This is a genomic window from Amphibacillus xylanus NBRC 15112, assembly GCF_000307165.1.
GTDB classification, from domain to species: Bacteria; Bacillota; Bacilli; order Bacillales; family Amphibacillaceae; genus Amphibacillus; species Amphibacillus xylanus.
Genome location: NC_018704.1, coordinates 661,350 through 680,230 on the forward strand (window position 1 = coordinate 661,350; position 18,881 = coordinate 680,230).

Annotated in this window: 20 protein-coding genes, 13 tRNA genes, 1 rRNA gene and 1 riboswitch; of the genes, 27 read left to right on the top strand and 7 right to left on the bottom strand. The window is 35.8% G+C overall.

Annotated elements, in window-relative coordinates; all coding sequences use genetic code 11:
- Positions 1–67 precede the first annotated feature (67 nt).
- The 20 genes from rrf (at position 68) to AXY_RS03420 (ending at position 4,599) form a co-directional block, all read left to right on the top strand.
- Positions 68–180, top strand: a 5S ribosomal RNA gene (gene rrf, locus AXY_RS03330).
- Positions 181–191: 11 nt separating this feature from the next.
- Positions 192–266, top strand: a tRNA-Asn gene (locus tag AXY_RS03335).
- A gap of 4 nt (positions 267–270) precedes the next feature.
- Positions 271–362 (top strand) — tRNA-Ser (locus tag AXY_RS03340).
- Between the two features lie 43 nt (positions 363–405).
- A tRNA-Glu gene (locus AXY_RS03345) sits at positions 406–480 on the top strand.
- A 32-nt stretch (positions 481–512) separates the two neighbouring features.
- Positions 513–589 (top strand) — tRNA-Met (locus AXY_RS03350).
- Positions 590–620: 31 nt separating this feature from the next.
- Positions 621–697, top strand: a tRNA-Asp gene (locus AXY_RS03355).
- Positions 698–723: 26 nt separating this feature from the next.
- Positions 724–799: transfer RNA gene (locus AXY_RS03360), tRNA-Phe, on the top strand.
- A gap of 7 nt (positions 800–806) precedes the next feature.
- A tRNA-Tyr gene (locus AXY_RS03365) sits at positions 807–892 on the top strand.
- Positions 893–920: 28 nt separating this feature from the next.
- A tRNA-Trp gene (locus AXY_RS03370) sits at positions 921–991 on the top strand.
- A gap of 11 nt (positions 992–1,002) precedes the next feature.
- Positions 1,003–1,078: transfer RNA gene (locus tag AXY_RS03375), tRNA-His, on the top strand.
- A gap of 32 nt (positions 1,079–1,110) precedes the next feature.
- Positions 1,111–1,185: transfer RNA gene (locus tag AXY_RS03380), tRNA-Gln, on the top strand.
- Between the two features lie 6 nt (positions 1,186–1,191).
- Positions 1,192–1,266: transfer RNA gene (locus tag AXY_RS03385), tRNA-Gly, on the top strand.
- A 25-nt stretch (positions 1,267–1,291) separates the two neighbouring features.
- Positions 1,292–1,365, top strand: a tRNA-Cys gene (locus AXY_RS03390).
- A gap of 5 nt (positions 1,366–1,370) precedes the next feature.
- Positions 1,371–1,454: transfer RNA gene (locus AXY_RS03395), tRNA-Leu, on the top strand.
- A 138-nt stretch (positions 1,455–1,592) separates the two neighbouring features.
- Positions 1,593–2,447: a GIY-YIG nuclease family protein gene (locus AXY_RS03400; RefSeq protein WP_015009373.1), complete on the top strand. Its 855-nt coding sequence runs from the start codon at positions 1,593–1,595 to the stop codon at positions 2,445–2,447.
- Between the two features lie 192 nt (positions 2,448–2,639).
- Positions 2,640–3,164: an Ltp family lipoprotein gene (locus AXY_RS03405; protein ID WP_015009374.1), complete on the top strand. Its 525-nt coding sequence runs from the start codon at positions 2,640–2,642 to the stop codon at positions 3,162–3,164.
- Positions 3,165–3,369: 205 nt separating this feature from the next.
- The gene (locus AXY_RS12725; RefSeq protein ID WP_155835453.1) at positions 3,370–3,510 is read left to right on the top strand and encodes a hypothetical protein; all 141 of its coding nucleotides are present in this window, start codon (positions 3,370–3,372) and stop codon (positions 3,508–3,510) included.
- Positions 3,485–3,679 carry a hypothetical protein gene (locus AXY_RS03410; protein ID WP_015009375.1) on the top strand — a complete coding sequence of 65 codons (195 nt, stop codon included), beginning with the start codon at positions 3,485–3,487 and terminating at the stop codon, positions 3,677–3,679. The genes AXY_RS12725 and AXY_RS03410 overlap by 26 nt, the downstream gene beginning before the upstream one ends.
- Positions 3,680–3,721: 42 nt before the next feature.
- Entirely contained in the window at positions 3,722–3,934 is a 213-nt protein-coding gene (locus tag AXY_RS03415) for a hypothetical protein (protein WP_155835454.1), read from the top strand.
- Between the two features lie 92 nt (positions 3,935–4,026).
- A complete protein-coding gene (locus AXY_RS03420) occupies positions 4,027–4,599 on the top strand; it encodes a DUF6944 family repetitive protein (RefSeq protein ID WP_015009377.1) in 573 nt (190 codons plus the stop codon).
- A gap of 118 nt (positions 4,600–4,717) precedes the next feature.
- A riboswitch (cyclic di-GMP riboswitch) is annotated at positions 4,718–4,808 on the top strand.
- 329 nt (positions 4,809–5,137) lie between these two features.
- Here AXY_RS03420 and AXY_RS03425 read toward each other — a convergent pair.
- From AXY_RS03425 to AXY_RS03435, 3 genes are read right to left on the bottom strand one after another with little or no spacing between them, the layout of a single operon-like run.
- Entirely contained in the window at positions 5,138–6,130 is a 993-nt protein-coding gene (locus AXY_RS03425; RefSeq protein ID WP_407919033.1) for an ABC transporter permease, read from the bottom strand.
- 49 nt (positions 6,131–6,179) lie between these two features.
- The gene (locus tag AXY_RS03430) at positions 6,180–7,136 is read right to left on the bottom strand and encodes an ABC transporter ATP-binding protein (RefSeq protein WP_015009379.1); all 957 of its coding nucleotides are present in this window, start codon (positions 7,134–7,136) and stop codon (positions 6,180–6,182) included.
- Between the two features lie 2 nt (positions 7,137–7,138).
- Positions 7,139–8,296, bottom strand: a complete 1,158-nt coding sequence (locus tag AXY_RS03435; protein ID WP_015009380.1) for a COG1470 family protein — start codon at positions 8,294–8,296, stop codon at positions 7,139–7,141.
- 252 nt (positions 8,297–8,548) lie between these two features.
- Here AXY_RS03435 and AXY_RS03440 point away from each other — a divergent pair, with 252 nt between their 5' ends.
- From AXY_RS03440 to AXY_RS13160, 3 genes are all read left to right on the top strand, one after another.
- Entirely contained in the window at positions 8,549–9,133 is a 585-nt protein-coding gene (locus tag AXY_RS03440; protein WP_015009381.1) for an RNA polymerase sigma factor, read from the top strand.
- On the top strand, positions 9,126–9,824 hold the full coding sequence (locus AXY_RS03445) for an anti-sigma factor family protein (protein WP_015009382.1): 699 nt from the start codon (positions 9,126–9,128) through the stop codon (positions 9,822–9,824). The genes AXY_RS03440 and AXY_RS03445 overlap by 8 nt, the downstream gene beginning before the upstream one ends.
- Positions 9,825–10,090: 266 nt before the next feature.
- Positions 10,091–10,369: a transposase family protein gene (locus AXY_RS13160; RefSeq protein WP_407919034.1), complete on the top strand. Its 279-nt coding sequence runs from the start codon at positions 10,091–10,093 to the stop codon at positions 10,367–10,369.
- A 180-nt stretch (positions 10,370–10,549) separates the two neighbouring features.
- Here the strand turns inward: AXY_RS13160 and AXY_RS03450 are convergent, their stop codons facing one another.
- The 4 genes from AXY_RS03450 to AXY_RS03465 form a co-directional block, all read right to left on the bottom strand.
- Positions 10,550–11,161 carry a flavin reductase family protein gene (locus AXY_RS03450; RefSeq protein WP_015009384.1) on the bottom strand — a complete coding sequence of 204 codons (612 nt, stop codon included), beginning with the start codon at positions 11,159–11,161 and terminating at the stop codon, positions 10,550–10,552.
- An 11-nt stretch (positions 11,162–11,172) separates the two neighbouring features.
- Positions 11,173–12,111 (bottom strand): ring-cleaving dioxygenase, encoded by a 939-nt coding sequence (locus tag AXY_RS03455; protein ID WP_015009385.1) that lies wholly within the window; start codon positions 12,109–12,111, stop codon positions 11,173–11,175.
- A 137-nt stretch (positions 12,112–12,248) separates the two neighbouring features.
- Positions 12,249–13,235: a diaminopimelate dehydrogenase gene (locus AXY_RS03460; protein WP_015009386.1), complete on the bottom strand. Its 987-nt coding sequence runs from the start codon at positions 13,233–13,235 to the stop codon at positions 12,249–12,251.
- A gap of 161 nt (positions 13,236–13,396) precedes the next feature.
- Positions 13,397–14,065 carry a hypothetical protein gene (locus AXY_RS03465; RefSeq protein ID WP_015009387.1) on the bottom strand — a complete coding sequence of 223 codons (669 nt, stop codon included), beginning with the start codon at positions 14,063–14,065 and terminating at the stop codon, positions 13,397–13,399.
- 200 nt (positions 14,066–14,265) lie between these two features.
- Between AXY_RS03465 and AXY_RS03470 the strand changes: the two genes are divergently transcribed.
- From AXY_RS03470 to AXY_RS03485, 4 genes are all read left to right on the top strand, one after another.
- Positions 14,266–14,970 carry a response regulator transcription factor gene (locus tag AXY_RS03470; RefSeq protein WP_015009388.1) on the top strand — a complete coding sequence of 235 codons (705 nt, stop codon included), beginning with the start codon at positions 14,266–14,268 and terminating at the stop codon, positions 14,968–14,970.
- Positions 14,967–15,965 carry a sensor histidine kinase gene (locus AXY_RS03475; RefSeq protein WP_015009389.1) on the top strand — a complete coding sequence of 333 codons (999 nt, stop codon included), beginning with the start codon at positions 14,967–14,969 and terminating at the stop codon, positions 15,963–15,965. The genes AXY_RS03470 and AXY_RS03475 overlap by 4 nt, the downstream gene beginning before the upstream one ends.
- Before the next feature lie 113 nt (positions 15,966–16,078).
- Positions 16,079–16,843: an ABC transporter ATP-binding protein gene (locus tag AXY_RS03480; protein WP_015009390.1), complete on the top strand. Its 765-nt coding sequence runs from the start codon at positions 16,079–16,081 to the stop codon at positions 16,841–16,843.
- Positions 16,818–18,713, top strand: a complete 1,896-nt coding sequence (locus tag AXY_RS03485; protein ID WP_015009391.1) for an FtsX-like permease family protein — start codon at positions 16,818–16,820, stop codon at positions 18,711–18,713. Before AXY_RS03480 ends, AXY_RS03485 begins: the two co-directional genes overlap by 26 nt.
- The last annotated feature ends 168 nt before the right edge of the window (positions 18,714–18,881 follow it).

Sequence of the window (18,881 nt, forward strand, 5' to 3'; positions counted from 1 at the left end):
TTCTGTTAAGAAATGAGTATAATATATCTTGTCCTTGTAAAATTAGCACTTAGGATAACCTTCAAGATTTAGTGACAATAGCGAAGAGGTCACACCTGTTTCCATACCGAACACAGAAGTTAAGCTCTTCAGCGCCGATGGTAGTTGGGTCTTCCCTGCGAGAGTAGGACGTCGCTAAGCATTTAATCCGTTCCACAGTAGCTCAGTGGTAGAGCAATCGGCTGTTAACCGATCGGTCGTAGGTTCGAATCCTACCTGTGGAGCCATTATGGAGAGCTGTCCGAGTGGCTGAAGGAGCACGACTGGAACTCGTGTGGGCGGCGTAAGCTGTCTCGAGGGTTCAAATCCCTCGCTCTCCGCCACTAAAGTATTAATTTACTAGAAACTGTTATCTTATTTTACATAGGCCCGTTGGTCAAGCGGTTAAGACACCGCCCTTTCACGGCGGTAACACGGGTTCGAATCCCGTACGGGTCACCAATTTTTATAACATGATATTATACTTTTATCTTCGCGGGGTGGAGCAGTCTGGTAGCTCGTCGGGCTCATAACCCGGAGGTCGTAGGTTCAAATCCTGCCCCCGCAACCAAAATACATCTCTAACTAAATATATAGTAAATGGTCCGGTAGTTCAGTTGGTTAGAATGCCTGCCTGTCACGCAGGAGGTCGCGGGTTCGAGTCCCGTCCGGACCGCCATTTATCTATTAACTTTCATCAGAAATGGCTCAATAGCTCAGCTGGTAGAGCAACGGACTGAAGATCCGTGTGTCGGCGGTTCGACTCCGTCTTGAGCCACCATTTTCTTGGAGGGATAGCGAAGTTGGCCAAACGCGGCGGACTGTAAATCCGCTCCCATCGGGTTCGTAGGTTCGAGTCCTACTCCCTCCACCATTTCTCTTTTAACATTTTATTTTTTTATAGGGGTATAGTTTAACGGTAGAATAGAGGTCTCCAAAACCTTTGGTGTGGGTTCGATTCCTACTACCCCTGTTTTATTTATGGCGATCGTGGTGAAGTGGTTAACACATCGGATTGTGGATCCGACATGCGTGGGTTCGATCCCCATCGATCGCCCCATAAAACTTTAAATTATAAATATTATAGAGCGTTGGGCTATAGCCAAGCGGTAAGGCAACGGTTTTTGGGTCCGTCATGCGCTGGTTCGAATCCAGCTAGCCCAGCCATTTAATGCGGAAGTAGTTCAGTGGTAGAACACCACCTTGCCAAGGTGGGGGTCGCGGGTTCGAATCCCGTCTTCCGCTCCATTTTTATTTTTAGCGCGAATATCCCGGCGGTATAGCCAAGTGGTAAGGCAGAGGTCTGCAAAACCTTCATCACCGGTTCAAATCCGGTTACCGCCTCCAATTATGCCGGTGTGGCGGAATTGGCAGACGCGCGGGACTCAAAATCCCGTGTCCCCTGGGACGTGTCGGTTCGACCCCGACCACCGGTATTCTTACTTAAACAATTTAACCTTATAAATGATAGAACACTCGTGAATTTCCAAAAATTGATATTTGCGAGTTTTTTTGTTTATAAGAATGTAATTTAGATAATTTTGTGTTACTCAATATAAAAGGAGTAGAAACAAATGAATAGAATCAAATTGAATGATATTTTAGGGTTAAATGATACAGAGATATCTAATAGTAAAATAGAGCTTAATATGCAGGCCGGTGTAGGCGGAAAATCATATATTGATCTATGGCTTTATAGTAGTGATATAGACAAAGAAAATGGCACATGTCCTGAGTGTGGATATTGGGGCTGGTACGGTAAACAAAGAAACTTTAGCCCAGGACAGTGGGTGTTTAGCTTTGTTAGAATTCGCGATAATGAGTGGCTATTTACTTCAGCGGCAGAGATAATAGACGTACCAGAAAATACATTTGCTAAGGTTAAGATTATTGAAAAGTATAAACCGTTATTTGGTAGACTAGTAATTGATTTAGTGAAAGGTAATACCTTTGCTAGATACACGTTTAACCTTTCACGATACATAGACGAGAGCAATGTTAAGGAAATTTTACCGACGATGTATGGCGGACAAGATTTCCCAGGATATGATAAAGTAAATATTTCTTATAAGCAATTAGAATCAATCATTATTCGTGGTAAGCGAGACTGGATTGCCGCACTTGAGAATCAAAAAGCTGTATATTTACTGACAGATAAAAGTAATGGAAAAATGTATGTAGGGTCTGCCACAAGTGATTATGGAATGCTGTTACAAAGATGGAAAAGCTACATTGAAAGTGGTCATGGTGGTAATAAAGAATTAATAGAGTTGGTAAATAAAGAGGGATTTGATTATATCAAATCTAATTTTTATTATTCAATTCTTGAAAATTATAATGCAAAAGTAGATGACCATATAATCTTAGAAAGAGAATCATGGTGGAAAGAAACTCTGCAAACTAGAATATTTGGTTATAATAGTAATTAATTTATTCTACATCAAGTCAATTTTGTAAAATAAGTGATATTATTAGCTTTAAATCTGAATGATTAATAGTTCTAAGCTATTTATTAAGTAAACTTATTAAACTACTTATCCATTTTCAGTATCAATTTCTTGCAAATGATTGTTTAATGAGTGATAATATAATAGTTTATTACAATATTGGGGGGTACATACATGAAGAAAGCACTATTTTTGCTTATGGCATTGCTAGTCTCAATTACTCTAATTGCATGTGGTGAAGTTGATAGTGACGATAGCAAACAAGCTGTCGATACACCAGATGTTGAGGAAACTGAATCTAATGATGACGAAGCAGAAGAGACAGAAACAGAGACAGAAGCAAATGTTGAGGAAGATGAAGTAGAAGAGGAGCAAACAGAATCTGAAGATGTTCCGCGTGAATATCGTAATGCTTTAAAAGCTGCTCAAAATTACATCGACCTTATGCATTTCTCAGAGAAAGGACTTTTCGAACAATTAACTTCTGAGTTTGGAGATCAATATCCAGAAGAAGCTGCACAATATGCAATTGAAAATGTGGATGTTGATTACAAAGAAGAAGCTCTTGAAGCAGCAATTAGCTATTTAGAATTCATGCCGATGTCTGATCAAGAATTATTCGAACAGCTTACATCTGAATACGGTGAGCAATTTACTGATGAACAAGCGCAATATGCTCTTGACAATTTACCAGAGTAAAATTGCCTAAATAAGATTAAAAGTGTTAGTGAGTTCAAATTGAACTTGCTAACACTTTTTTGATTATAGTATATAAGCTTATGGTGAGTTCTTAAACGTAATAGTAAATCCCTAATTAATCACTTATAATTAGGTTTATTTAGCTAATTCAACGAACTACTCACATTATATTTTCAAATGCCATAAATTAAAGGAGACAATCAAGATGAGCTTTTTCGAACACGTTAGCCATGATGCTTGGATTCAAAGTATTGGTACAATAATTGGAGCGTTTATGGGTGCATTGACGGCAGGAATTATTATGATCAAAAGTCATCAAATTGAAAGAAAACGAAGATCGTGTTGAACAGTTGAATACATTTATCTCGTTTTATACTGGTTATAAACCAAAACTTGATGAATATATGACGGTTTTAAGAAGAATCAGTATAGTAACAAGTCAAACGACCATTGATAATAATGCGGTTATTAATCTATTGACTGAGCTATCAGAACTAGTTAAAACAGATAGGTAGCTTGATGTGATTAATCTATTAAATTTACCGTCAAAAGTTATGATGAGAATTCAAGTGATTCGGAAAAGTATTAAAAACATAGTTCAAGGAGCCTTGATTGATATTGAAAGTATGAATGAAGATAAATTAAAGAATATTCAATCAAATGTTGATCGTATTTTCCGTTATTATCAAGACTTAGAGGAAATGGACCAGGCAGCGATAATTGAACTTAAAGAAATGCATAAAAATAAGAACTTAATTAATCTAGATTAGTTGACTCTTCCGCTTATGACAATTGGGGTGCCAATTTCTTTCTTACTGAATAAAATGATTATATGCATATTGTTCAGTAGGGGGAGAAACAGTTGGGTGGTTCGAATACATTACTAATTGGATCATGGATTAATGCGATTGGAACTATTGTTGTGGCATTATCTGAAATTAAAGATTTAACAAGCGATCAACCCGTAAGTGATACAATAGTTGAATTAGCTGGAATAATGGAATTATTAGGTCTGGCTCTGATGCGAATTGATATCGAAGAAGATCTTGATGAAGGTACTGACAATATGATTGAGAGTTTCGGCGATGCCGATGATGAAGAATTAACCTATTTATCGTTAGTTAATCCAAGTTTATTTGGTTTTAGTTTGTTTCAGCAAATTATTGGTGGTGTAATGGATGCTGCGAATTCTGCATTTAGTCCACAAACTACTAACTTTGATAACGAAGAAGAAAAGCTGTTGATAGGTAATCTATTACAGAGTTTAGGGATTGGATTAGAATTGCTAGGTGTATTTACCGAGTCGAAAGGTGACGTGGAGACTGCTGATTTTATTGCAGCACAGGGATCGATTATTCAATCAGTAGGTGCGCTTATCTTTGCTGGGATCACTACAAAGGAATATATTGAGACAAATAAATCAAAAAAATCATAGTTTTATTTGTCTTGATTTAACGTCATAACATTAAAATACTAATCTTGTTATTTTATTAGAACCTTTGTCGAAGCTATTGACAATAGGTCTTTCATACTGGAAAATAAGTATTGCAGGTGATATGAAAAGGCAAACTTAGTGAAAACTAAGGACGCAAAACGAGGGCCTAACGTGACATGTATGGTCACCATGGTAGCCGAGTTGCCAAAGGAACCTCTTATGATATATTAGGAGGTAAACAGGATGATCGAGTTTTTTAAAAGATTGATTAAGTGTCATTTGCAAGGAAAACATAAGATTAGTATTATCACTGGTGCATGTGTAAGGTGTAATTATGATCGGAATGAACGTTCACAAATGTTAAGGGTTCGCTGAGCGGAAATCATAACTATTTTGATAAGTTCTTTACTAGTTTGCTAGTAAGGGCTTTTCTTTTTTATAAGCAAATTAGTATTAATAGTTAGAGAGCATTAGCTATTAATCTTAAGTAAAAAAAGCAATCAGAATACCTAATTAAATAGGTACTGATTGCTTTTTGTTAGTTTCTAATTTCTTGTCTCATAAAATTATAGTATGAGATTCCAAAGCAAACTGTTGTAGCGGCGATGAGTCCTGTTAGCTGTGGCCAAATTAGGAGTAAGCTTTGTGATAGTGGCAATGGCCCAGCAACTGCGCCGGCTGTTTGCTGCATCGTAAGTGGTCCTAATGCTCTTACAGATGGCGATAACAGAGTCGTAGTTGATTCGCTAAATAGATAGCTTGGCGAGAGTCGCATTAAATTTAAAATTAAATTCTGATTACTTAGTAGGTCGTCTACAGACTGTGGTGTCATCGCACTTGCGATTAAGTTAATGATAATACTAAAGAACATACTGAAAAAGATCCATACTGCAATACCTGCAAGCGCTGATGTCGCTGGTTGCTTAAATAGTACTGAGAATAAGATCCCAAGGTTAAGCCAAAATGCGACATAGACAATACATAGCAATAAGAAGCAGATGATCCTTGCAAATTCTTCAAAAGTAGGCGGGATACCGATAATTAGGATGCCGAATCCCATCACTAAAAAGCCTAATGTGAAGAATAGGACGACATTAATTAGGACTGCTGCAACGAATTTTGCATTGATCACTGAATCTCTCGGGATTGGTTGTGCTAATAAGCGATTAAGTGTACCTCGATTTCGTTCTGAGTTGATCGCGTCAAAACCTAATCCAATACCAAGTAGTGGTCCGAGGAATGAAACAAACGTAATAAATGGTGGTAATGTCCCGTCTGATAAAGTAAATAGTCTTAAGAATAAGTAAGAACTCGTTGTAAATTCCACCGCATTTTCAGATGATTTAGCTGCATCACTAATTGTAGTAACAGCAGTGTAAAGTGAGCCAATACATGTTAAGACGATAATCGCAAGTAAGATAATAATTCGCCAACTTGTTATATAATCAGTAAACTCTTTTCTTACGATCGCATTAAATATTCGTCGTTGTTTTTGCTTATCATCTAAATCAGTCGTATCTCTTTTTTCAATTTTTAATGCGTTAATCCATTTTGAGAAATCTGGTTTAGTTAACTCTAAATTAGGCAGTTTCACTTTGATCACGCCCCTCGAAGTATCGATGGTAGATTTCATCTAAGCCATAGTCACTTTTACTAATTTGAATTAATTCTGCACCGGATTCAAAAACAATTTTGGCTACTTGCTTAGTTAAATCTGCTTCACAATGTAGTTTAAGTTTTCCAGGGTGAATCTCTTCAACTTCATTAATACCTGCTGTGTTTTTAAATTGCTCAATCAAGTTTGTGTCACCACTGATATACTCTAAGTTAATAAGGTAGGCATCTTCGTTAAATAGCTGTTGTGCGAGATCGTTAATATTTCCAGTTGCTAGTAGTTTACCTTTAACAAAAATGCCGACTCGGTCACAAATCCTTTGAACTTGATGTAAATCATGTGATGACAACAGAACAGTAATCTGTTCCTTCTTACTTAAATCTTTAATTAAGCCGAGTAATTCACGAACACCTTCAGGGTCAATACCAATTGTAGGTTCATCTAAGATAATGACTTGTGGGTTTTTCATTAATACATCAGCTAAACCAAGACGTTGGCGCATTCCTCTTGAATATTTATCTGTTCGTTTGTCCTTTGCATCTGTTAGGCCGACAAGCTCTAGTAGATGAAGTGCTCTTTCTTTCGCCTCTTTTCTATCCATTCCGTTTAAACTAGCTGTATACATTAAGTTTTCTAATCCGGTCATTTGGTGGTAAAATCCAACGTCATCAGGTAAATAACCAACAATTTTCTTAACATCAATCGGATGATTCGTTGAGTTAATTCCGTTAACGGTTACTGTACCTGAAGTAGGTTCGCTAAGCCCAAGTGTCATAAGGATAGTCGTTGACTTACCAGCACCGTTTGGGCCTAATAAACCAAAAATTTCGCCTTTATTGATTGAGAGAGAGAGGTGATCGACTGCATATTCTTTATCATATACTTTGGTCAGATCATTAAATTGAATAATTGGTTCGGTCACAATTATCTCCTCCCGTATTTTTTAAATAAGTAAAACAGTCCGCCGAATACAGCTAGGATAATTGCTATGCCAATAAGTCCCCATAATGTTGATGTTTCTACAGAGATTCTAAAGACTGCATTATCAGATGTTTCTGCTGCTTTGGCAGAGAATGAAGCTTCATAGTCTCCGGCAATAGCATCATCAGCCGCTGTAACTTTTGCTTTGATTATTTTTGTTTCACCAGCTTCTAAGACTTCAATTTCAGATTCGTCAAATTCAACTTCCCAGTTAGGTGGTGTTGATGATGTGATTGATACATCATTTAATGTTGCTGTCCCAATATTTCGGACAATTAATTCAATCATTTTACTTCGCCCAGCTGTTATATCGGTATTTAATCTACCGTCTGGTGTCGTAATATCAATGTCATAAGATCCGGTTATGACTGCTTCAAGTGTTGTTTCAGCAGCGGTTCCTCCTGCAGATGCCTTGATAGGAATTTCATATGTGTCTGCACTCGCTGTTTCGGCTGGAATAAGGTCAAGATCAATATCTTTATTTGCTCCAGGCTCTAATGAAACAGATGTGACAGCATTTCCATCTGCTTTAAATTGTGCACGCCAGCCTGCAGGTACTTCTGAACTTAATGAATAGTTCTGTTCATTTGCTGTTAGGTTTTTTAGATTAAACTTGTAAGAGAATGTTGCATCAGTGTGTCCTTCTAGGTTTGGTTGATCAATCGTTAATTCTGTCGAGTATGTTCCTTCCTCTGATACTTCAACTAAGAATGGTAGTGTAGCTTCAACACCGTTACTTCCACGTGCGACGAGGTCAAACTTGTATTCTCCTTTTTCTACTTGTAGGGGAATCTCAATGTCTAAGCTAATTGTTTGATAACTGTCTGCATCAATTGATAGCTGACGAATGTCATGGCCTCCAGCTCTAATTTTGCTTGTCCATTCATCAGGCAAGTTTTTCAACGAGAATGAAACGTGGGCAACAGATGAGCTAGTATTTTTAACATCAACAGAATAGTTGATCGATTCACCTGGTGTTGTCGACAGCCCAGTATAAGGTGTATACATGTTCACTTCTGCTGCCACTTCAGTCGGACTAAAACCAAGCATGCCTCCAATCATTAGTAAAGTCATTAAAATAATTGAAATTTTCTTTTTCATGATTTTTTTCCTCCCTTTGTTTTCACAGATTTTTGGGCATGAATTAAAACGCCTTCATAATAATTACGATTAGCTCTCTCAAATGGATTTGATTTTTAATAATTTTTTTATAAAATTATGATTAGAATAGAAAAATCTTAATATAGTAGATGCCTTGGTTTATTCTATCTGTCATTTTTTCATGGAAATTTATTTTAATCGCTAGATCAGAGCGCTAAATGATCTTTCAGAGTAAAGTGAGGAGGGAATGACGTGGAAAACCAGCAAACGAGTTATTACTTACTTTTAGATATGGCTCAAGGCTCTAGAGAGGCGTTCAATCGATTTTATCAGCTTTATAGTGATTACGTCTTTAGAATTGCTTTTAATGTTATTGGTGAGCAGTTAACTGCTGAGGATGTTTGTCATGATATATTTTTAGATGTATTTCAAAATGCTGATCAATACAGTCCGAAGCGGGGGAGTGTAGAAGCATGGCTTGCGATCAAAACGAAAAGTCGGGCGATAGATCATCTAAGAAAGAAGAAACCTTTATTGATTGATAGGTTTGAAGCGATTCTGATGTCTTATGAAAAGGATCAACCTGCTGAAGTTGCTGCATTATCAAAAATGGAACACGAGATTATTTTAGCAGCCTTAAACCATATTCCTAAGGCACAGCGAGAAGTGATTTATGGCGCTTACTTTGAAGGAAAGACACAAAAAGAACTGGCGGAAAAGTTTAAACGCCCTCTAGGAACAATAAAGTCACTGGTACGTTATGGGTTAAATCATTTGCGCAAACAAAAGATACTCTTGCAGTGGATAGATTCGGATCGGGGTGAAGGTCATGGTTAAGCAGCATCTAACGGATGAGCAGTTAATTGATTATGTATTAGATAAACTGTCTGATCATGAAGCTAAGTTTGTATCACGGCATTTGTATAGCTGTGAACGGTGTCAGACTGAGTGGTTAAGCTGGCAATCTTTATTAGCTGATGAAAACGTGCCAAAACCATCGATTCACTTAGAACGGCAACTACAGCAAGATTTAGATCGCTATCAGCAAAAACAAAAGTTAAAAAGGAAAATTCAACAATCAAAAAAATTGTACGTTGCGATACTAACTGCTGTTGTTTGTGTATTTTCGTATTTGTTATATCTTGATATTAGGGACGCGGCACCTTCCAATGAGTATACTAAAGCTGAGTTGACACCAGTTGAAACTAGAGACTATGAAATAATGCCGGTTAAGAATCCAACACTTTTTTCTGAAATTGAAACTGGAGTCTGGTACGATCCTCTAACGAATCAAATCTATGTTGGCATTAATCAGTTCAACCCGTTATTAAGTGAGAGTCTACGTTTAAGATTTGACGGTGCCAGCTTTAGTAAGGAAGAAGAAATACTGTATATCCGTGATCAAGGTGGGAAAGTTTTTTATTTAAGAGTGGCTGAAGATAAACCCAACGGATTGAAATTATATGTTAAGCCGAAAAAGAGAACAACAGAATTAGACTCGTTCCTAATTGATTTGAATGCGGAATAGTTTTAAGAAACAGCTTGAAGATTTCAGGCTGTTTTTTCGGTTCTATAATTTTTGGTGTTGGTGAGTTCTTTTTTTTCGAATTCGCTGACACCTTTTTTTGTGTTTTCATAGAAAAAGACCAGTAGATTCCTTTATCATTAAGTCGACGAAAACCCATTTAAAGGAGAATCTACCTAGCCTACGCTCAGTGTATACGAAAAATATTTAATATTAAAGACGAAAACATTACTTTTTGCGAAGAAAATTTAAAACTTCCGGACAAACAGATAAATGGTGTTACTTATCAAGTTTTTCAAGCGCGCCTAACATATACACCTAAAGCATGCGAAAAATGCGGTGTAAAAAATGAAAATCACTCCGTGATTAAACATGGGACAAAAACATCTACAATCAAGCTAGGTTATATTATCTTTCAACCTGTACTGCTACGTTTAAAAAAACAACGTTTTTATTGTAAGGTATGTGATCAAATGTTTACTGCATCAACATCATTAGTAGATAAGCATTGTTACATATCTAATTTGATAAAAAGCCATATCGCTTGAGAATTAAAAGAGTTACAATCAATGAAAACTATTGGTAATCGAGTTGCTGTTTCTTCACACACTGTTCTTCGTATTTTTAAATGTATGCGCGAACGAGCATAAAAAGGAGATAAAAGCCAAACGGACTAATATATCATGATAAAAAAAGAACTGGCGTATGTGCCAGTTCTTTTAAATAAATTAATCCGGTCGTTCAATTTCGAAAATTTCACCAATTTTTGCATAGTTATTCCCTGCTAATCGGCTGACTGCTGCTAACTTGTCAGCGTCTATCCGTTGATCCGATTGATAAATTGACTCATCAATATGATAATGAACGATTTTACCAATTAATAGGTCAACGCCAACTTCATCATTTTCTCCGAGCTCGATTGCTTGCTCGAGTACACATTCAAAGCGAACTTTCGCTTCTTTTACGCCTGGTACGGTAACCTTTTTACTTGGAACTGTCGTTAAATTTGCACGTGTCAATTCACTCTCATCATGTGGTAAATTTGCTGCAGTTTCATTAACTTTTTCTACATTTTCATGATCAACGATATGAATTACAAATTCTTTTTGTTTTACAATGTTTCGAGCTGTATCTTTCATTTGGCCAGCTTTTCGTTGAACGGCTACTGAAATCATTGGTGGATTCGATGATACGACATTAAAATAACTAAATGGAGCACCATTTACGACACCATCCTCACTAATACTTGTAACAAAGGCAATTGGACGCGGGATGACTGTGCCGATTAAAAATTTGTAATTTTGTCGTTCAGAAATTTCTTTTGGATCAAATGATAGCACAATGATGCCTCCTAATCTAATTCTCTAACTTCAATTGGTACTAAAGTTCTTGTTAATTTTTCACGGTGACTTTCATATTGCGGTGGTAATTTTAAAGCCTCACCCATTGTCTCGTATGACTCATCGTGTGCAAATCCTGGAGGGTCAGTAGCGATCTCATAAAGGATTTCACCAGCTTCTCTAAAGTAAATCGCATTAAAATAGTTTCGATCCTTAACTTCTGTGACAAACTCACCCTTATTAGCAACATAATCTTGCCAAGCTAACAAGTCTTCCTTATCGTTAGCACGCCATGCGATATGGTGGACAGTTCCAACTCCCATTCTTCCGCGAGGGACATTTGTTTTCTTGACATCGATAATATTACCGATTTCTCCACTAGATTGAAAACGAATATATTCATCATTTTCATCAATTTGATTCAATCCCATTGTTTCCTTTAGGATATTTAATGTTTTTTCCGAGTTAGTAGAATATAGAACCGCTCCACCAAATCCTTTAATGGCAACCTCGGGCGTAATATCGCCAAAAGTACGATGATTCAATTTTCCACCAGAGCGCTCAACTAACTCCAGTTTTAATCCATGTGGATCTTCAAATTGTAAATAGTCTTCATTAAAACGTGATAACTCATTAACAGTAATATTGAACTTTTCTAATCGTTCTCTCCAAAATGACATTGTTCCTTCTGGAATGGCATATGTTGTGATACCGACTTGTCCACCACCGATTTCACCTTGATATGCACCAATCCATGGGAAGAAAGTAATTATTGTTCCAGGCTCTGCACCTTCGTTACCAAAATATAGATGGTAAGTACCCGGATCATCAAAATTGACCGTCTTTTTCACTAACCTTAAACCTAATATACCTGCATAAAAATCAACGTTCTCTTGAGGATGGCCAACAATTGCAGTAATATGGTGGATCCCAGTTGTTTGTTTACTCATATATCTCACTCCTATTATTATCAAATAAATTTTATATTAAATTATCTCGAATTCAAGATAATTATATACCGTAAATTTTTCGATGTCAAATAAAAAGAGGAACTTTAATAATCTTAAAGTTCCTCTTCATCAATATTTTATAAGAAATCTTTTCGTAATTGTTCGGCTGATCGTGGTGAGATATAGCTTGGTGCAACGTCAAATACGGTTTTGGCACCAAATTGTTTTTCTTGATTTAAGCGGTATGCTGCACGTGCATATGCAACAAGGACACTTGCAGTAAACTCTGGGTTACTATCAAGCTTTAATGAAAATTCGTAAATATGTTTATGACCATTACTTGTTTCTCCACCACGAATCACAAAACCGCCATGTGGTGCTTTGGAATGATCACGTGCTAATTCTTCTTCAGTAATAAAATATACGTCTGTCGTATAGTCTGCAAAATAATTTGGCATTGTTTTAATATCGTGTTCAATTTTTGCTCGGTCTGCTCCTTCTTCTGGTACGACATAACATACTCGGATATGTTTGTCAGCTGTTTCAAGTGTTGGATTGACTCCGCTTCTTACTTTTTCAATCGCTTCATCAGAAGGAATCGTATATTGGACACCATCTTTAACACCATTTACGCGGCGAATCGCATCAGAGTGGCCTTGACTTAATCCTTTGCCCCAGAATGTATAATTTTCTCCGTTAGGTAAGATTGCATCCGCCATTACTCGGTTAACTGAAAATAAACCTGGATCCCAGCCTACTGAGATAATTGAAGTCGTCTGATTTTGGCGGGCAACTTCATTAACTGATTGAAAAAAATTAGGGATTTGTGCATGATTATCATAGCTATCTACAGTATTAAAGAATTGAGCAAAGTGTGGAACTTGTTCTGGTAAATCAGTTGCAGATCCACCACAAAGTAACATTACATCGATTTTGTCTTTATATTTTTCAGCATCATCGACATGTAATGCTTTTACATTCGGTATATTGAGTTTTAAGTTTTCAGGGTTTCTACGTGTAAATATGGCAACTAATTCAAGGTCATTTGTCGTATGAATCGCTTCAACTGCACCTTTACCTAGGTTACCATACCCAACAATACCTATTTTGATCTTGTTATTCATTAGACGAGCCCCTTTTCGATAAAAAATTTGTCTAATCATGTCATGACATGTAATCATTATATAGTAAAAAAAGCCAAGATGTAAAATGCGTTGCCTAATGAGTTAATAATTATTTTACCAATAAAAAAATCCCCTGAATAGAGGATTAAATAATAGCCTAGTTAAGCAAAAGGAGAGGATGTTCTTTTAATTTGATACTTTTTCGTTAATAGGAGTGAGAGGATAAAAATCAACTCAAATATATTCATAATGGGTGAGGTTTTAAACCAAACGCCTAGAATACTTCCAACAACCATTGCGGCAGTGCCAATAAACAACCAGCGGTACTTTTGATGTTTCCACAGTAAAACACCGACCCAACCAACGATGAAGGTTGTAACTAATACCATAATGGGAAGCCCTTGTTCACCTGCACTCTCATACATCAGTACATCTTGTTCCCACTTAGGCTCAAGTTTAAGTTCTCTAAATGTTTGGTACCATTCGTATATGATTAATCCAATTGTTAAAAGCACGATAAACATTTTAGATGTTTCGCTTTTTGTCCATTTTAACTCAACTTTCTCACTAATTTTCCAGACGAAAATAATAAGTAAAGGAGTAAATAACGCATGAAGCCAAAAACGAAGATAAGTTAAATTTAATAGAAATTGGCCTTCACCAATCACACGTCCCATACTTAAGATGAAATTATCATAAATTAATCCGAAAATAACGAGTAGTAGCACAACTGTAAGGTCGATATGTTTTTGTCGACGAAACAGGAGTATCCCCCAAATAAATAGACCAATATAGCTCATCATTAATAACAGATAAATTGTTGTATACATAAAATTCACAGTCCTTTTTTGGTTAGCTTATCCGATTAATTTCATTCAATACAACCTAGAAACAAAAATATTGTTTATTTAGTAAAATGTAATGGGATAGTCATTAAATGGAACAATTTTTATGTTATATTTATGGTAACTTTAACAAAAATCAGATCAACATCAAATGAAAAAATATAAGGTAAGTAGAGGTGTGTATGATGAGTAAAATTATGATTATTGAAGATGATCCTAAAATCGCAACTTATTTAGCATCATATATTGAAAAATATAATTATCAAGTAGAGATCGTTGCCGATTTAGAGAGGATTATTGATAGTTTTCAAGCCTTTAATCCTGATCTTGTTTTATTAGATATTAACTTGCCTTACTATGATGGCTTTTATTGGTGTCGCCAAATTCGCTCATTTTCAATTTGTCCAGTGATATTTATTTCAGCCAGAACTGGTGAAATGGATCAAGTTATGGCGATTGAAAATGGTGGAGATGATTATATTACTAAACCATTCTCACCTGATATTGTCATGGCTAAAATCCGTAGTCAATTAAGACGTGCTTATGGTGAGTATGCAAGTAACCAACAAGAAAGAGTCTTACAATTAGCAGGCTTGAAGCTATATCCAGAACGTCACGAGTTGCATTTTTTTGACGCTAACGTAGAATTAACAAAAAATGAAACAAATATATTCGAATTATTAATCGAACGTCACCCTAGGGTAGCAGGTAGGGAAGACCTTTTAGAAAAGTTATGGGATGATCAAGCATTTGTTGATGAAAACACACTAAATGTCAATATGACAAGAGTGCGAAGAAAACTAAAAGAGCTAGGTATTAATGATGCGATTGAAACGATTAGGGGATCAGGATATCGACTAAATAAAGTATGGGAAGAGAATGAGTTATGAAGTTATTTATTAAAGATTTTGCAGGATTCATGTTATTTCAAGCTATTCAAATCGGTTTATTTAGTTTAGTAATTGTTTTAAGCGGTTATGACAACATTCCGATTTTGGTATACGGCATCTTTATCAGTCTATTTGTAATAGTTACATATTTAGGTTTTTATTATTATCGAAGACGTTATGTCTATAAAAAGTTAACGACTCAAGTAACAGATTTACAACAATTACTGGAACAAACAGATCATACACCACTTGGTGAAGCGGTTGATCAGATTATGCATTCATCTTATCAATTATTTATCGAGCAAATCAATAAGGTAGAAGAAGATCAAGCAAATCACTTAAAATTTATTGATCGCTGGGTTCATCAAATGAAAACACCGCTTTCTGTCATAGAGTTATCAGCAAAAGAATTAGATGAACCAGACTCTTCAAATATTCGAGAAGAGACTGATAGATTGAAGAAAGGGTTAGAAACGATTCTTTATATGGCACGGATGCGGACGATTGAAGAAGATTTTCAAATTAAGCCTGTTAACTTAAACAAATTGATTCAAGCGGTTAATCAAGAAAACAAACGTCTTTATATACGAAATAATGTTTATCCTCATCTGACTGTGGCGAGTTCAGATATAACAGTAGAAACTGATGAGAAGTGGCTCTTTTTTATCGTTGATCAGCTTTTACATAATGCTGTTAAATATACAGATGGTAGAAGTAATCGTATTGATATAAAAATTGAACAAACAGCTACTAAAAGAGCGTTCATTGAGATTACTGACTATGGTGTTGGTATTGCGCGTCATGATATCAAACGAATTTATCAATCCTTTTTCACGGGAGATAATGGTCGGAAATTTCGTGAATCGACTGGAATGGGGCTTTACTTAGTAAAAGAAGTCATTGACTATCTTGGACACGAGATTGAAGTCGAATCAAATGTAGATGTTGGGACAACTTTTCGAATTTACTTTACTGAAGCTCAAACACTATCATAAAACTACAGTGTTACCTTACAAAAGTGTAAGGTAATTGAAAGATAAATCAATCCTTAATTAGTCTGAAACAGGTTAGGATAGAGTTATCAGTTTGATTGAGGAGGAAAGTCGTCATGCTTAAAATTAAAAATGTAAGTAAAATTTATCAAGGTAAAGTGGCCTATCGCGCACTATCAGATATTAATTTACAAATTGAAGCGGGAGAATTTGTTGGGGTGATGGGACCGTCTGGTAGTGGTAAAACAACACTATTAAACTTGGTTGCGACAATTGACCAGCCGACAACCGGTCAAATATTAATTGAAGGAAAGGATCCATATCAATTAAATCGTAATCAGTTAGCAAAGTTCCGTCGTCGTTCGCTTGGGTTTGTCTTTCAAGACTTTAATTTATTACCGACACTCACGATTAAAGAAAATATTGTATTGCCATTGACGCTTGACGGTACACGTGTAAAAGAGATGGTTCAAAAGGCAGATGAGATCGCTGAAAAATTGGGGATAAGCTCAATTTTGAATAAGCGCACATATGAAGTTTCAGGAGGTCAGGCACAGCGGGCAGCAATTGCCAGAGCGATGATTCATCAACCGAAGCTGTTGCTTGCAGATGAACCAACCGGTAATTTAGATTCGAAAGCGTCTCATGATGTCATGGAAATGTTAAAAAAGTTAAATCAACAGGAAAAAGCAACATTATTACTTGTTACACATGATCCTCAAGCAGCCAGCTATGCTGATCGAATTATTTTTATTCGAGATGGTCAGTTTTATTCGGAAATTCATAAAGGAGAAAATCAAAAGGCCTTTTTCCAAAAGATCATTGATACACTCTCCTTTTTAGGAGGGCATGATCATGACTTTTCGTCAATTCGTGATTAATAATGTTGTCCGTAACAAACGTATCTATGGCGCTTATTTTTTAAGTAGTATGTTTACAGTGATGATCTTCTTTACCTTTGCCATGTTTGCATTTCACCCAGCGTTATCACTTGGTAAAGTTAATGATTATGCGTTATTTGGGATGAGTGTTGCTGGTGGCATCATTTATATATTCTCGTTTTTCTTTGTGCTTTATTCAATGGGATCATTTCTACAAACGAGAAAAAAGGAATTTGGTTTATTATCACTACATGGCATGACCACACATCAAATTCGGTTAATGGTCTTTTTAGAAAATATGTTGATTGGTACACTTGCAACAGCAATTGGAATTTTAACAGGATTAGTATTTTCGAAATTAATTCTCATGATTGCTGAAAAAGTATTAGTCATTGAAGAAACCTTGTATTTCTATATTCCGTTTTGGGCGATTGTACTTACATTTGTTTCTTTCTTGTTCTTGTTTTTAGTGATTTCATTCGCAATCACTTTTGTACTAAGAACTAAAAAGCTGATTGAATTGATTAAAGCTGATCAACAACCAAAAAAAGAACCAAAAGCATCGATTTGGTTAGCAATTTTGGCGCTTGTCTTATTAAGTATTGGTTATTCAACGGCTTTAATTGCAAGAGGATTAGAAGTATTAGTTGTTATGATTCCAGTTATTGTCATAGTTATGATTGGGACATATTTTCTGTTTACTCAGTTAAGCGTCTATTTAATTCACTTTATTAAAAAACGCAAACTGATATTTTGGAAGAAGACGAATATGATTTTATATTCCGATTTATCTTTTCGAATGAAAGATAATGCGCGGACATTTTTTATGGTAGCGATGATTTCAACTGTGTCGTTTAGTGCGATTGGTACATTATTTGGTCTACAATCTTATTTAATTAATGGGGCTCGTGATATTAATCCTTATTCGTTTACCTATATTGAATCTAAGCATCAAACAGCAGAAGATCTTGAACATGATCTGAAAATGATTGACCAGATGTTAGAGGAACGGGGAATATCCGCATCAAAAGTCAGTGCAGAGTTTGGCTATTATGAAATAGAAAATAATCAATCTGTGCTGATTACTAATCAATCAACCTATAATCAATTTGCACAAGTACTGGGTGCAGAAAAAGTTGAGCTTGAGGCTAATCAAGTCATTGGTGTCAGACAAAGTGAAGCCATAATTGGTGATTATAGTGATGAGCAAATTAACACTACGCTTAAGCAATTGGAAATGGGAGAAAATCTTGACTTAGTAGATGTCATTGATCATTATGTCATTACTGAAATGGAAATTCATTTTATTGTGTCAGATCAAGATTATGAAAATCTTCCACAGCCATTAGATGTTTACAGTCATAATGTTTGGTCAGCAGAAAAAGCTGATCAGAAGTCGCTAGTTGAGGTTGGGGAAGAATTAACGGAGACATTGAATTATACTTATGCTTTTCAGGCATTTGATTATATGTTTTACATGATAAATAAAGCATACGGTCCGATATTATTTATTGGTTTATTTATCGGAATTGTCTTCTTCGTATCAGCAGGTAGTTTTCTTTACTTCAGACTGTTCACAGATCTCGACCAAGATAGAGTTAAATTTGCTTCAATTGCTAAAATCGGTTTATCAGAAAAAGAGTTGAATAAAGTGATTAGTCGTCAAACGTGTATTTTATTTTTCGCCCCAATTATTGTTGCACTTGTTCATGGAGCAGTCGCATTAACAGCGCTCTCTCACTTCTTTAATTACGATTTAACGATAGTAGCAAGTAGCGTGCTCGGTAGCTTCTTTGTCATTCAGGTCATTTATTACTTAATCGTTAGATATCTTTATCTTAAGCAAATTAAGCGAGCTATTTTAATTTAACATTGATGCATAACTTATTAGCAGACATCCAAGTGTTCTAATTCACACTTGATGTCTGTTTTTTCTTTTAGAATTATTGCTAACTTATCATTTCGATTGTGTAATTTATAGCACTTTAAAAGCAGACGTGATAAGCTAAACAGTATCATATTACATATTTATTCTGAA